This window comes from Sphaerisporangium krabiense, from assembly GCF_014200435.1.
GTDB classification, from domain to species: Bacteria; Actinomycetota; Actinomycetes; order Streptosporangiales; family Streptosporangiaceae; genus Sphaerisporangium; species Sphaerisporangium krabiense.
In genome coordinates this window covers 2882902-2896826 of record NZ_JACHBR010000001.1, presented here as the reverse complement: position 1 = coordinate 2896826, position 13925 = coordinate 2882902, and the positions used below count along the sequence as shown (strand labels likewise).

Sequence of the window (13925 nt, the reverse complement as noted above, 5' to 3'; positions counted from 1 at the left end):
CCCTCCCCTATGTACCGATGAGAGCGGTGAACTCTATGCTTCTCGGGAAATGGTGCATTTGCGGGTTCTCGGGCAGTTCCACGCCGAGGTCGAGGGCCGTCCGGTCGAACTGGGCTCGCCGCTGCAGCGGGCGGTGATCGCGAGACTGGTCTGTGCCGGCGGGCACGTGGTCTCGACGGACCGGTTCATCGACGACCTGTGGCAGGGCCAGCCCCCGCCGAAGGCGCTGGCCGCGCTCCAGGTCTACATCTCCAACCTCCGCCGCGTCCTGGAGCCGGGCCGGGCGCCGCGGACCCCGGCCACCGTCCTGGTGAGCGCCCCGCCCGGGTACCTGCTGCGGCTCGACGCCGACCGCGTCGACGCCTGGCGGTTCCCCACTCTCGTGGACGCGGCGGTCGCGGCGCTCAACGGGGGAGACCCGGCCAGGGCCGTGCGGGTCATCGACGAGGCCCTGTCGCTGTGGAGGGGACCCGCCTTCGCCGAGTTCGCCGACGAGGAGTGGGCCGCCCCCGAGGCGTCGCGGCTCCGCGAGCTGAAGATCATCGCGGCCGAGTGCCGCGCGGAGGCCGGACTCGCGCTCGGCTCCCACGCCGAGGTCGTGCCCGAGCTGGAACGCCAGGTCGCCGCCCATCCCCTGCGCGAGAACGCGGTACGGCTGCTCGCCCTCGCCTACTACCGCTCCGGGCGGCAGGCCGACGCCCTGGCGGCGCTGCGCAGGACCCGGGCCACCCTCGCCGACGAGCTGGGCGTGGACCCGGGCCCGGCCCTGAGAACCCTCGAAGCCGACATCCTCGCGCACAGCGACGCCCTTGAGGTGCCCCGGATCGCCGTGCCGATCCGTCCCACCGCGCCCCCGGCCGCGCCGTTCCGGATGATCGGCAGGACGGCGGAGCTGGCCCGGCTGGTCTCCGCCGCCGAGCAGGCCGGGCGCGGTTTCCGGGTGGCATGGCTCGGCGGGGATCCGGGCGCGGGCAAGAGCACGCTGGCCGAGGCCCTGCTGCGGCGGCTGAACGGCGAGGGCTGGCAGGTCGCGGTCGGCCGGTGCCCGGAGACGCTCGGCGGGGTGCCGCCCGCGTGGGCGTGGAGCGAGGTGCTGCGCGCCCTGTTCGCCGTCCGCCCCCCGGACCCCGGGACCGAGGCACGGCTCACGCCGCTGCTGAGGGAGGACGCCGCACAGGTGGGCCAGTTCTGGCTGGCCCAGGCGGTGGGCGACTACCTGGAGAACGTGCCGGGGCCGCTGCTGCTCGTGCTGGAGGACGTGCACCGCGCCGACGACGCGACCCTCCAGTTGCTGCGGCACCTGGCCGCCCGGCTGGCGAACACCCCGGTTCTGGTGGTCCTGACGCACCGGCCGTCCGAGGACGGCGAGGACCTGGTGGCGGCGCGGGCCGCCCTGGCCGTCCAGACGGCGGAGAACGTGGCCCTGCACGGGCTCGGCGAGGACGAGGTCCGCCGCCTGCTGCTGGAACGGTCCGGCGTCGCGGCCGACGCCCGGACCGTCCGTACGGTCACCGAGCGGACCGGTGGCAATCCGCTGTTCGTGGCCGAGACCGCCCGGCTGCTCGCGACCGAAGGAACCTCGGCCGCCCACTCGCTGCCCCCCGGCGTGCGCGATCTCATCCGCAGGAGGATCGCCCGCCTGCCCGCGGCGGCGCGCACGACCCTGCGCAACGCCGCCGTCATGGGCAGGGACGCCGACGCCGACGTGCTGATCGCCGTCGAGGACGCCGACGAGGAGGCCGTGCTCGACGGCCTGGAGGCGGGCGTGGTCGCCGGGCTGCTCACCGAGCCGAGCCCCGGCCGGGTCCGCTTCACGCACGTCCTGGTCCGCGAGACCCTTTACGAGGACATCCCCCGGCTGCGCCGCACCAGACTGCACGCCAAGGTCCTCACCGCGCTGGAACGGGTGCGGCCGGGCGACCTCGGCGCGCTCGGCTACCACGCGCTGGCCGCCGCCACGCCGGCCACGGCGGCCGAGGCCGCGCGGTACGCACGGCGGGCCGCGGCCCAGGCTTCGGCCGTCTACGCGCACAAGGAAGCGGCGACCCTGCTGGAGAACGCCCTCGGCGCCCTCGAACTCGGCGCGGAGCCCGCGGACGGCGCCCGGCTGGACCTGCTGTGCCGCCTGGTCTCCGCGCAGGCGAGCGCGGGCGACCTCGTGCGGGCGGCGGCCGGCCGCCGGCGGGCGCTGGCGCTCGCCCGGTCGCTCGGCGACCCCGCGGCGATCGCCCGCGCCGCGGTGGCCAACGACGCGCCCGTGATCTGGATCTCGCAGTCCGACTTCGGGTTCGACGCCGACCTGGTGGAATCGATCAGAAGCTGCCTGCCCGCCGCGACGGGCGAGCCGCGCTGCCGGCTGCTCGCCGCGATGGCCCAGGAACTGGTGGGCCACGACGACGAGGTGACGGACGGCGCGAGCGCCGAGGCCGTCGAGATCGCCCGCGAGATCGGCGACCCCCGGCTGCTGTGCCTGGCGCTCAACGCCCGCTACTGGGTGGCGTTCGTGCCCGGCCGCGCGGACGAGCTGGAGGCGCTCGGGCACGAGCTGCTGGAGACCTCCGCGCGCGGCGGCCTGCTCGGCTATCAGACGCTCGGCCACTACATGCTGTGCAACGTCGCGCTCGGGCGCAACGACTGGGCCACGGCCCAGCGGCACGCCGCGCGAGCCGTCGAATACTCGACGAGCGGCCAGCTCGGCCTCGCGCTGGTCGCCATCGCCTACCTCGACGCCCTGCGCCTCCTGCTGGACGGCGAGTTCGAGCGGGCCGAGGCGGCCTACACGGCCCTCGGCGACCGGATGGGCGAGGCCGGAAGCCCGAACGCCGCCGTCTTCGCGAGCATGTCCAGGCTGGCGGTACGCCTGGCGTGCGGCCGTGCCCACGAGTCGGTGGCCGAGTTGGCCGCCATCCGCGACCGCGTGCCGGGGGCGATCGACGAGTTCCACGTCAGCGCGCTGGTCGCCGCCGGGCGCCTGGACGAGGCCCGGGCCGCCTGGCCGGCGCGCCGCTGGCCGAGGCGGGACATCTTCCTGAGGATCAACCTGGCGCTGCGCGCGGGCAACGCGATGGCCCTCGGCTCCCGCGAGGTCGCCGAGGAGTGCCACCGCCTGCTCCTCCCCGCCCGGGAGGACATGATCGGCCTGCACACCTCCTCGATAACGCTCGGCCCCGCGGGGCTCACGCTCGGCCGGCTGGCGGAGTTCCTGCGCGATCCCGCCCGCGCCGCGGACCACTACGCGACGGCCGCCGACGTCGCGGGGCGGATCGGCTCGCCGCACTGGCGGGAGGAGGCCCTCGGGGCGCTCGCCGCGGTCCGGCGCCGCATGCGCCGCGTCGCCGGTCCCTGACGCGGGCGCATGCGGGCCGTCCGCTCGGCGTCAGCCGGACGTTCGCGACACGACCGGCCGCGGCACGGCGGCCCACGGGAGCCCGTCCGTCGGCCACACCTCGGACCGCCGCTTCAGCCCGGGCTCGGATCCGCCGCCCACGGGACAACGGAAGCCGCGCGGGGGCAGGGTCAGCGAGATCAGGTAGTCGTCGATGGGCACCGTGGCGCACTCCTCCTTGCCGTAGATGCGGTGACCCCAGCCCTCGTAGGTGAGCAGCCTCGCCTTGGGCCCGAGCTGGCGGGCCACATCGGCGGTCCAGGCGTACGGCGTGGAAGGGTCGTGGATGGAGGTGCCGAGCAGCAGCGGAGCGCTGCCCGTGTAGCGCGTACGGTGCTGAGGGTTGCTCGTCGGGTGGCCGAGGCAGACGGGCAGGTCCTCGATCGGCATCGGGTTCAGGCGCATGTCGGGGGCCACGCGCGCGTTGCTCCGGAGCAGCGCGGCGTACTCCTTGTAGTTCCGCACCCGCAGGTCGTAGTCCTCGCACAGGACCGCGGTGGGAAGCTGGGCGACGTCCCCCTCCACCGGCCCCCGGCCGGGCAGCGGAGGCAGCCACGACGACGGCGGCCCGCCGTCCAGGTAGCGCAGCATCTCGCTCAACAGCTGCCAGGCGGGCCCCTCGGTGCCGAGCACGCCCTGCCACAGGACCTGCACCTCGGTCATCGGACGGTCCGGGACCCCCGGGTAGTACAGCTCGCCCTCGCGCGCCTTGGCCAGCAGCCGCTCCCACACCACCCGCACGTCCTGGCCGTGCAAGGCACAGTTCGGCTCCTGGTCGCACCAGCCGGCGAACTCGTCGAAGGAGTCCTCGACGGCGGCCGCCTCGGTGTCGAGGAACGCCTTCACGCCGAGGCTGTGGTCCATGTTGCTGTCCAGGGCCAGGGCCCGGACGCGGTGCGGGAACAGCTCGGCGTACATCTGCCCGATCAGCGTGCCGTAGGAGACGCCGTAGTAGGTGAGCTTCTCCTCGCCGAGCGCGGCCCGGATCGCGTCCATGTCGCGGGCGACGTCGACCGAGTCGACGTGGTCGTACAGCGGGCCGGTGCGGGCCCGGCAGTCCTGGCGCAGCCTCTTGGCGTAGGCGGTCCACCTGTCGAAGTCCGCCTGGCTCTTCATGATCGCGTACGGCATCTGGTTGTACACCGACGCCGAGCAGACGACCGGGTGGCTGCGCGCCACGCCCCGGGGGTCGAACCCGACGAGGTCGAACCGCCGCTGGATCTCCTCGGTGAAGTAGCCCGGCGCGGAGTAGGCGAACTCGACACCGGACCCGCCGGGGCCTCCGGGGTTGATCAGCAGGGATCCGATCCGCGCGGCGGGATCGGTGGCCTTGCGGCGGGCGAGGGCGAGGTCGACGGTCGGCCCGTTCGGCCGGGACCAGTCGATGGGGACGGCCAGCGTGCCGCATTCGGCGGCGGGCTCCTCCTCGCAGGGCGCCCAGGTGATCCGGCCCTTCCCCGCGCCCCCCGGCGCCTCGTCACGGGTGTCCGCGCTCGCGGCGGTGGTGGCGGGTGACAGCGCCACCACCGAGACTAAAACGGCCGCGAGCAGGGAGTACTTAGGTCGCACGTCGCTCCGATCGTCGTCGGCCGGCCCTCCCGCGGCACCCGTCGGAACATCCCCGTCGACGGCCCCGTGACCGGCGGCGCGACAAGCGGCCGCCACGGGCGTGCCGGCGCGAAGCGCCCGGCCGAACCGAAATTCCCTTGGGCCGTCCTATCACGAAAGATCAGGAAATTTCCGCAGGATTCCGCTCGTGGTGTGGTGTTCCGCCCGGGCGCAGGGCCGCCAGCCGCCGCCGCCCGAGGCCACTGGCCGCGATGCCCACACCGGCCGCGCCGAGCGCGAGCAGGAAGGCCGAAAGGGGGCCGTACCGGTCGGCGAGCGTGCCCGACAGAAAGGCGCCGATCGCGTAGCCGACGACGACGGCGGAGGTGAGCACGGTCATGACCCACGAGATCTTCGCCACCGGCACCGTCATCTCGGCCTGGGTGTACGCCGTGACGAGGATCGGCGCGATGGTGACGCCGGGCAGCACGATCAGCAGCCCCAGCGGCCACAGCCCGCCGACCTGGAACCCGCCGACGATCGCGAGGGGCAGGGTGAGGACGGCCAGCAGCACGAAGCCCACCTGGAGCCGGCGGGCGAGCGGGAAGGACGCGGGCAGCATCGGGACGAGCACCCCGGCGAGTGCGCTGCTCAGCCCGAGCACCGCGTAGATCAGCCCGGCCGCCCCGTCGGCCCCGGCGTCGACCGCGCGCCACGTGACGCCGGCCTGCACCGCGCCGAAGTAGCACCCGAGGCCGGTCAGCCCGGCGGCGAGCAGGAACACCGGGACGCGCAGCACCGGGGCCGCGGCGTCCGCGCCCCTGCCCTGGCCCCGGGTGACGGCGGCGGCCGTGGGATGCAGGGCGAACGCCACGCACATCGTGACGGTGAGCCCGGCGGCCACCAGCACCGCCGCCGGGGGCGAGGTCGCCGTCGCGATGACGCCGACCAGCGCGGGCCCGAGGACGAACGCGAACTCGTCGCCGGTCCCCTCGAAGCTCATCGCCGCAGGGAAACGCGCCATGGGCAGCCGTCCGTGGTGGGCCAGCGCGGTCCAGCGGGCCCGGGACAGCGGGCCGACCTGCGGCACCGAGAAGCCCGCGACCACGGCCGCCAGCAGCGCCGCCCCCGTGGGCGCGTCCCGCTCGACGCACACCACCAGCAGGACGAGGGCCGCCGTGTGCAGCAGCGCCGCGGCCAGCCCGGCCGGCCGGTGCCCGTAGCGGTCCGCCGCCCGCCCGACGAGCGGGCCGCCGGCCGCCTGCCCCACGGCGAAGGCGGAGGCCGTGGCGCCGCCGAGCGCGAGGGACCCCGTGGCCCCGCTGACCAGCAGCAGCGCGCCGAGCTGGCCCATGCTCGCGGGGACGCGGCCGATCAGCGTGACCGCCAGGAACCAGGGACCGGTGGTGGCGGGCAGCGCCGAGTAGGCGCGCAGCGCGTCCCAGCGGCTCACCGCGAGGTGTCCCCGCCGTCGCCCGCGCGAAGGTCCACCCCGTACTCCATGAGCGCCTCGCGCGGGATCACCTCCAGCGCCCGGATGTTGGTCGCCGCGAGGTTCACCGGGCAGGCGCGGCCGGCCAGGTACGCCTCGTACCACTTCGACGCGATGACGCACCAGTGGTCGCCGGGCTTCAGCCCGGGGAAGGCGAGGTCGGGCCGGGGCGTCGCGATGTCGTTGCCGACCGTGGTCTGGAAGGCGATGAAGCCTTCGTCGACGATCGCGCAGACGGTGTGCCCCTTGGGGTTGTCCGGGCCGGTGTGGCAGTAGCCGTCCCGGCGGTATCCGGTGATCGGGTCGAAGCCGCACGGCTCGAGCGGCTCGCCGAAGAAGTTCAGCGCGGTCATCGTCCGCTCCTCACGGTGGGAAGTTCGTCCCGCGCCCCGGGAAGAGGCGGCGGCGGTGGGGGGCAGCGGAAGACGCGTTCCTCGAACTCGGCCGCGACACGGGCCAGGCGCGCGTCCGTGCCGGGCCGTCCGACCAGGAGCATGCCGACCGGCAGCCCGTCCACGAACCCGCAGGGGACGCTGAGCGCGGGGTGCCCGGTGAGGTTGAACACGCAGTTGTTGTCGTGCATCTCGAAGGGAAGATCGGTGTCGATCACCGCCGCGCGCGGGTCGGCCGGGAGCGGGTGCGGCGGCATCGGGACGGCCGGCAGGACGAGCAGGTCCACCTCACGCAGCGCGCGATCGACCTGCGCGCGCAGCCGCGCCCGCACCTGCTGCGCGTACGCCATGACCTTGCCGTGCGTGGCGTCCCGCAGCAGCGTGGCGCCGACCAGCGCCAGCACCCCGCCGACCGGGATGTCCTCGGGACTGCGGGCGAGCGCCCGGCCGAAGGCCTCCCCGAAGTTCGGGTGGTAGGGCCCGAGGTGGTTGTTGCCCTGGAGGCGGGACTCGAAGACGGTGGTGAGGCCGCCCTCGATCGAGATGGGCAGGTGGACGTCCCTCCCGTGCCGGTGCAACGGCACCGACACCTCGGACACGGTCAGCCCCAGCCGCTCCAGCGCCCACGCGGACTCGCCGACCACGCCGTCCACGCGCGGGTCCGAGCGGTCCGGCCAGCGGAATCCCTCGGCCAGGACGCCAGCGCGCAGCCCGGTGATCCCGCGGGCGTACCCGTCGGCGTACGACTCGTGCGCCGTGGGGGGCGTGGCGGCGGCCTCCAGGAAGGGGACGAGGTCGGCGGCCGTGCGGGTGAGCACGCCGATGTGGTCCAGCGTGCGCTCGGTCGGCATCGCGCCGTCGTACTCGACGACGCCGTACGTCGGTTTGAGGCCGAAGACGCCGCACCAGGCCGCGGGGTTGCGGACCGAGCCGCCGTGGTCGGTGCCGATGCCGTAGTCGGCCTGCCCGGTGGCCACCAGGACGGCGGCGCCGCTGGAGGATCCCCCGGCCGCGCGGCGCGGGTCCCACGGGTTGCCGACGGGGCCGTGCGCGCTGGTGAAGCTGGACCCGGAGTAGCACAGGTCCTCGCACACCGACGTGCCGGCGATGATCGCGCCGGCGTCCCGGAGCCGGCCGACGACCGCCGAGTCGGAGCCGGGGACGAAATCGGCCATGAGGCGGCTGCCCAGGGTCATCGGCACCCCGCGCACCGCGATCGACTCCTTGACGGTCACGGTCCGCCCGGCGAGCGGCCCGGTCCCGTGCCGCCCGGGGTCGTCGACCCGGTAGAGCCAGGCGCCGTGGGGGTTGTCCGGGCCGCGCGGGACCCGGGTGACCGCGACGGGCGGCGGCTCGGGGGCCCGCCCCTCGGTCGCCAGGGTCCGCACGCGGCCGTAGGTGTCCCGCATCCGGTCCAGGGCGGGGCCGAGCCGGCCCACCAGGTCGGGGTCGAGCCCCCACCGGGCCGCGACCGCGGCCAGATCGGCGGGCGTGAAGGCGGGGATGCCGGCGTCGCTCACGCGTGCGCCCCCTCGACGGCGGCGGCCCGTCCGGCGTGGCCGGCTTCCTCCAGCGCCCGGCTCGCCGCGGCGAACGGCTCCACCGGGATCGGGGTGATCCCCGCGCCGGCCCGGCCGCGTCCCGGCTCGCGGTGCGCGAGGCCGTTGTTGATGACGGGTTCGACGCCGGTGGCGCGCACCTTGTGCACGTCGATGCCGAGCGGCGTGCCGCGGAAGTCCTCGCCGGGGATGAGGAAACGCTCGCTGGTCCCGGCGCAGACGGTCCGCATGCGCCGGGTGATCTCGTGGGCCCGCGCCGCGTCGCCGCCGACGAAGGACATGATCGCGGGCGCCGCGGTCATCGCGAACGCGCCGAACCCGGCCGTCTCCGCGATCATCGAGTCGCCCATGGTCGGCGTGACGTCGTCGAGCGTGGCCCCCTCCACCAGCACCGGGTCGCCGACCGGCGCCGCCACGGTGAACCAGCGGTCGCCGAGCCCGCTGACGCGGATGCCGAACTCCCGCCCGTTGCTCGCCATGGCCGTGACGACCGGGCTGCCGGGGACGCCGCTCGCCGCCAGCGTGACGGCCTTGGCCGCCGAGATCGCGAAGGGCAGGGCGAAGTGCCCGTTGCCGGCGATGAACGCGACCACCTTCGCGAGGTCCTCGCGGTCGAGGCGGGTGCGCAGCAGGCCGGGGGTGAGCGCCACGAGCAGGGCCGCGGTGGTCGCGACCAGCCGGTTGTGGCAGTCGTCGCCCCGCCGCAGCCCTTCGGCCACCAGGGCGGGCAGGTCGAGGGGGTCGGAGCGCCGGACGGCCTCGTCCAGGGCCGGGGCGAGCACGTCGCCGAGCCACCGCAGCCGGGCCAGCGTCACGTCGTCGTACGACCCGTAGCGCATGGCCCCGCCGATGCCCTCGTTCAGCGGCGAGAACGTCGTGACGCCGCCGGCGGTCCCGGCGACCACGACGGGGGTGTTCGGCGTGATGATCCCGGCCATCGCGCCGACCGCGCCGGCGTCGTGACACGGGCTGATGCTCACCTCGCCACGGTCGATGATCGCCTCGGCCTCGGCGGCGGAGCCGGCCTCGCGCTCCAGCAGCAGGCCCGCGATGATCGCGCCGCGCATGGGCCCGGGGACGGCGGCGAGTTCGAGCGGCGGCCCGGCGTGCAGGAAGTGCCGCGGCCCGACCCGGTCGGTGGCGTCGCGTGCCTTGCGGACGTGGCGCAGATGGACCGCGGTGCCGTTCAGGGCGTCGAGGGTCTGCTGCGTGGGATCGGACATGGTGCTGCTCCTGGTGGGAGAACGGCATCGCGGCAGCGCGAGATGACGGTGGGTGGGGGACACGGCGGGAACGAAACGTCCGCCGCAGGAGGACAAGGTGAGACGCGGGGGCCACCCGCCGGGAACGTGCCTGGGTCGTGCTAGGCCGACGGGGCGCGTTGCTGCCGCTCGGCCAGGAGGTTCCGCACGATCTCGCGGTTCAGCCGGGCATGCCTGCGGGCATGCTCGGCGGCGAGGTCGGCCGCGCCCGAGGCGATCGCCTCGAACCACGCGGCGTGCTCCTCGAACAGGTCGTACGGGTCACCGGTCTGGCGCAGCAGCCAGTGGAGACGTCCCTGCAGCGGCTCCAGCACGGACTGGAGCAGGGTGTTGTGGGACAGCTTCAGGATCTCGTCGTGGAAGGCCTCGTTGGCCTTGCCGAGGGCGATGCGGTCCCCGGCGTCGAGGGCCTTGCGGCCACGGTCGAGGACGCTCCGGACGCGCCGCAGCTCGGCCTTGGTGGCCCGGGTGGCCGCCTGCTGGCTGGCCAGGACCTCCAGCGCCTCCCGCACGTCGAACAGCTCCTCGACGTCCTGGGCGGAGAGTTCCACCACGACCGCGCCCCGGCGGGGGACCGTCCTGACGAACCCCTCGGTCTCCAGCGCGCGGATCGCCTCGCGCACCGGCAGCCGGGAGACGCCGAGCTGGGCCGCGAGCTCGGTCTCGACGAGCCGGGTGCCGGCCGGGTACACGTCGTCGATGATGCGCTGGCGCAGCTCGTCGCGGACGCGGTCCCTGAGGGGCTTGTAGTCGGCGTCGATGTCGAAACTCGGCGCGTCAGCCTGCCTGCTCACAGGGCCGTCTCCCCGGTCTTCCGCCTCGGTCCAGGACCGCTCCCGACCGGCGCCGGCCGCTCGGCGCCCTCGAAAGGATAGCGCCGGCGGAAGTCGTCGGCCGCCGCGTCGAAGGTGGTGAACTCGACCCCGGGCAGGTCGAGCCAGCTCTCGAAGAGCCGTTCCAGCATCAACAGCACCTGCGGCCGTCCGGACACGTCGGGGTGCAGCGTCATGGGGAACACCGCGTAGTCGAGCTCACGGTAGACCCAGTCGAACTGGTCGCGCCAGAGCTGTTCGACGTCGCGGGGGCTGACGAAGCCGTGGCTGTTCGGGGACTTCTTGACGAACATCATCGGCGGCAGGTCGTCGACGTACCAGTTGCCGCAGAACTCCACGAGGTCGACCTCGTCGCCGTGCCGGAGGGGTTTCATCCAGTCGCCGGCGCGGCGGCTGTAGTCGATCTTCGTCCATTCGTCGCCCACGCGGGCGTAGAAGGGGTGGAAGTCGTTGTAGTTCTGCGAGTGGCCGTAGGAGAAGCCGTACTCCTTGAGGAGGTCGGTGGTGTTGCGGCTCATCTCCCACCACGGGGCGACGTAGCCGCGCGGCGGGCGTCCCCACAGCCGCCGGATCAGCTCGACGCAGTGGCCGAGCACGTCGCGTTCCTGCTCCAGGGACATGTCGATGGGGTTCTCGTGGGAGTAGCCGTGCGCCCCGATCTCGTGCCCCTTCTCGGCGACGGCCGCCATCTCGGCGGGGAAGGTCTCGATGGAGTGTCCCGGGATGAACCAGGTGCTGCGCAGGCCGTACCGCTCGAAGAGCTGGAGCAGGCGCGGGGTGCCCACCTCGCCGGCGAACACGCCCCGCTGGATGTCGTTGGGCGAGTCCTCGCCGCCGTAGGAGCCGAGCCAGCCGGCGACGGCGTCGACGTCGACGCCGATGAGGATCTTTATGTCCTTGGCCATGGGGTTTCTCATCTCTGGGTGAAAGCCGCGGGCGGGCGGGCGAGCAGCCCGCCGTACCCGGTGATCGGGGCCGTGTCCCCGGCCAGCGCGAGGGCGTGCCACAGCGTCGCCGCGACGCTGTCGACCACCAGGACGCCGGTCCGGCTCTCCCACCCGGCGGCGAGGTGCGCGGCGCGCACGTTGGTGCACACCACCGCGACGGCGTCGCAGCCGGCGGCGGCGAGCCCGTCGAAGGCGTCGTCGAGCTGCGCGGCCGTGACCAGCGCGAAGTCGTAGTTCGTGGTGAGGCCGACGTGGCGCGCCGCGTGGACGGGGAAGCCCTGGCCGGCGTAGTTCGCGGCGATGGCCGCGCCGACGTCCGGCGTGTACGGCGTGAGCAGGCCGAGGCGCCGGACCGCCCGGGTGCGCAGCGCCGTGAGGATGGCCAGCGTCGAGGTCGTCGCGGGCGTGCCCGCGGCCTGCGCCATGGCGCGGCACAGGCGCTCGTCCCGGTCGGGACCGAGCCAGGAGCCCGAGGTGCCGTTCCAGGCGACGACGTCCACGCGGGCGTCGCCGAGGAGCCGGGACGCCTCGACGAAGGAGTCCTGGCCGAACTGACGGGTGTCGGCGGGATCGAGGCTGATGCTCGTCACCCGGAGCCGCGTGAAGTGGACCGAGACGTCCTGCCGGGCGCCCAGCAGTTCGCCGGTCACGGGTTCCACAACGGTGTTGGACGACGGGGTGATCATGCCTATCCGCCGCGCGGTCGGCCGCACGATGCCTCCGCTCGGTGAGTCGTGAAGGGGGTCAACGGTGGTCAATCGGGGATCAATGGGGGATACGGTATACAGGATCCTAAGCAGCGATCGGCAGGGAAACAAGCCGTTGACAGTGGTATAGGGCGCCCTTAATCTCCATATACCGCAGTACCGGATCCCCCTCTTTCACGGCTCTCGACGGGAAACCTCGACCGTCGGATCAGCGAGGATTCCTGCACGTGCAGGTGTCTCAACACATCCGCCCATAGCTCCGGATCATGGCCCGCGTCGACGCCGCCGGAGGGACCAGGGCGCGTTCCGCTCAGTGCCCAGGAGACCGTCGTGTCACCTACCGTCCGCGCACCCCAGTCAACGGACTCCCGTCGTCACCCGGTCGACGAAGTCCTGCCCATCCCCCAGTTGTTCTTCTTCGGCCTGCAACACATGCTGATCATGTACGCGGGCTGCGTGGCCGTTCCGCTCGTGCTCGGCGCGGTGCTCAAACTCGACACGCACACCATCGCATTGATCGTCAACGCCGACCTGCTGGTGGCCGGAATCGCGACCATCATCCAGAGCCTCGGGCTGACCCGCTTCTTCGGCATCCGGATGCCGGTGGTCGCGGGCGCCTCGTTCACCTTCCTCACCCCGATGATCCTGATCGGCTCCGAGTACGGCCTGCCGACCATGTACGGCTCGATGATCGCGGCCGGCGTCTTCGGGATACTGATCGCCCGGCCGTTCTCCAAGGTGCTGCGGTTCTTCCCGACCCTGGTCACCGGCTGCGTCATCACGATCATCGGACTCTCGCTGATCAAGGTGAGCGCCGACCTGATCATCGGCTCCGACCCGGCCGCGCCGAACTACGCGAGCGTGCGGTACATCCTGCTGGCGTTCGCCGTCGTGGTGATCATCGTGCTGGTGAACCGCCTGTTCAAGGGGTTCGCCCGCAACGTCTCGGTGCTCTTCGGCCTCGCGCTCGGCGCCGTGATCTCCTGGTTCATGGGCCTCGCCGACTTCTCGTCCGTGGGCGGCGCCAAGTGGTTCGGCTTCTCCACGCCCCTGCAGTTCGGCGCGCCGGAGTTCCGGATCGTCCCGATCATCGCGATGTGCGTGGCCATGGTGGTGGTCTTCAGCGAGATGACCGCGTGCGTGCTCGCCATCGGGGACGCCGTCGGCAAGAAGGTCACCGACAAGGACATGGCCAGGGGCCTCGCCACCGACGGCCTCGCCGCCCTGCTCGCCGGGTTCATGAACTCCGTGCCGGACTCCACCTTCGGGCAGAACGTGGGACTGATCAGCCTCACCAAGGTCAAGAGCCGCTACGTCATCACGGTCACCGGCCTGCTCCTGCTGATCATGGGAGCCATCCCCAAGCTCGGCGAGCTCGTCGCCAGCCTGCCCGGCCCGGTGATCGGCGGCGCCGGCCTGGTGATGTTCGCGATGACCGCGGCCGTGGGCATCCAGATGCTGCAGAAGGTGAACTTCGAGGGCAACCAGAACCTGCTCATCGTCGCCGTCGCCCTCGGCGTCGGCATGCTGCCGGTCGCGGTGCCCACCATCTACCAGAACTTCCACCAGGACGCGCAGTTCATCCTCGGCAGCGCCATCACGGCCACCGTGCTCGTGGCGTTGCTGCTCAACCTGCTCTTCAACCACCTGCTGGTCCGCGAGGACCCACCCGCGGCCGAGGCCGCCCCGAGCGCCGACGCCCATGAGATCCCCCGGACGCCCGTCGTGGACGGCACCGGCTGACTCTCGCACCCCCCGGCGTCACCGCACAGATACCGCAGTACCCCTAAGGAGCACCAC

The 13925-nt window shown here is 73.3% G+C and carries 10 protein-coding genes; 2 read left to right on the top strand and 8 right to left on the bottom strand.

The genetic code is table 11. The features are described from left to right. Window positions 1–49 precede the first annotated feature (49 nt). Window positions 50–3346, top strand: a complete 3297-nt coding sequence (locus BJ981_RS12985) for an ATP-binding protein (protein WP_184611161.1) — start codon at window positions 50–52, stop codon at window positions 3344–3346. 30 nt (window positions 3347–3376) lie between these two features. Here the strand turns inward: BJ981_RS12985 and BJ981_RS12980 are convergent, their stop codons facing one another. From BJ981_RS12980 to BJ981_RS12945, 8 genes are all read right to left on the bottom strand, one after another. Further along, window positions 3377–4909, bottom strand: coding sequence for an alpha/beta fold hydrolase (locus BJ981_RS12980; protein ID WP_184611159.1), 1533 nt, complete (start codon window positions 4907–4909; stop codon window positions 3377–3379). Window positions 4910–5114: 205 nt separating this feature from the next. Beyond that, the gene (locus tag BJ981_RS12975; protein ID WP_184611157.1) at window positions 5115–6386 is read right to left on the bottom strand and encodes an MFS transporter; all 1272 of its coding nucleotides are present in this window, start codon (window positions 6384–6386) and stop codon (window positions 5115–5117) included. Then, a complete protein-coding gene (locus BJ981_RS12970) occupies window positions 6383–6778 on the bottom strand; it encodes a DUF2237 family protein (RefSeq protein WP_184611155.1) in 396 nt (131 codons plus the stop codon). Before BJ981_RS12970 ends, BJ981_RS12975 begins: the two co-directional genes overlap by 4 nt. Next, window positions 6775–8337, bottom strand: a complete 1563-nt coding sequence (locus tag BJ981_RS12965; RefSeq protein ID WP_184611153.1) for an amidase family protein — start codon at window positions 8335–8337, stop codon at window positions 6775–6777. Before BJ981_RS12965 ends, BJ981_RS12970 begins: the two co-directional genes overlap by 4 nt. Continuing rightward, window positions 8334–9599: a YlbE family protein gene (locus BJ981_RS12960; protein WP_184611151.1), complete on the bottom strand. Its 1266-nt coding sequence runs from the start codon at window positions 9597–9599 to the stop codon at window positions 8334–8336. The genes BJ981_RS12965 and BJ981_RS12960 overlap by 4 nt, the downstream gene beginning before the upstream one ends. A gap of 140 nt (window positions 9600–9739) precedes the next feature. Continuing rightward, window positions 9740–10432: a GntR family transcriptional regulator gene (locus BJ981_RS39135; RefSeq protein WP_204070704.1), complete on the bottom strand. Its 693-nt coding sequence runs from the start codon at window positions 10430–10432 to the stop codon at window positions 9740–9742. Next, window positions 10429–11376, bottom strand: a complete 948-nt coding sequence (locus BJ981_RS12950) for a polysaccharide deacetylase family protein (protein ID WP_184611149.1) — start codon at window positions 11374–11376, stop codon at window positions 10429–10431. The genes BJ981_RS39135 and BJ981_RS12950 overlap by 4 nt, the downstream gene beginning before the upstream one ends. A gap of 8 nt (window positions 11377–11384) precedes the next feature. Then, window positions 11385–12131, bottom strand: coding sequence for a maleate cis-trans isomerase family protein (locus BJ981_RS12945; protein ID WP_204070703.1), 747 nt, complete (start codon window positions 12129–12131; stop codon window positions 11385–11387). Between the two features lie 324 nt (window positions 12132–12455). Here BJ981_RS12945 and BJ981_RS12940 point away from each other — a divergent pair, with 324 nt between their 5' ends. Continuing rightward, window positions 12456–13868 carry a nucleobase:cation symporter-2 family protein gene (locus BJ981_RS12940; RefSeq protein ID WP_221314698.1) on the top strand — a complete coding sequence of 471 codons (1413 nt, stop codon included), beginning with the start codon at window positions 12456–12458 and terminating at the stop codon, window positions 13866–13868. Window positions 13869–13925: the final 57 nt, after the last annotated feature.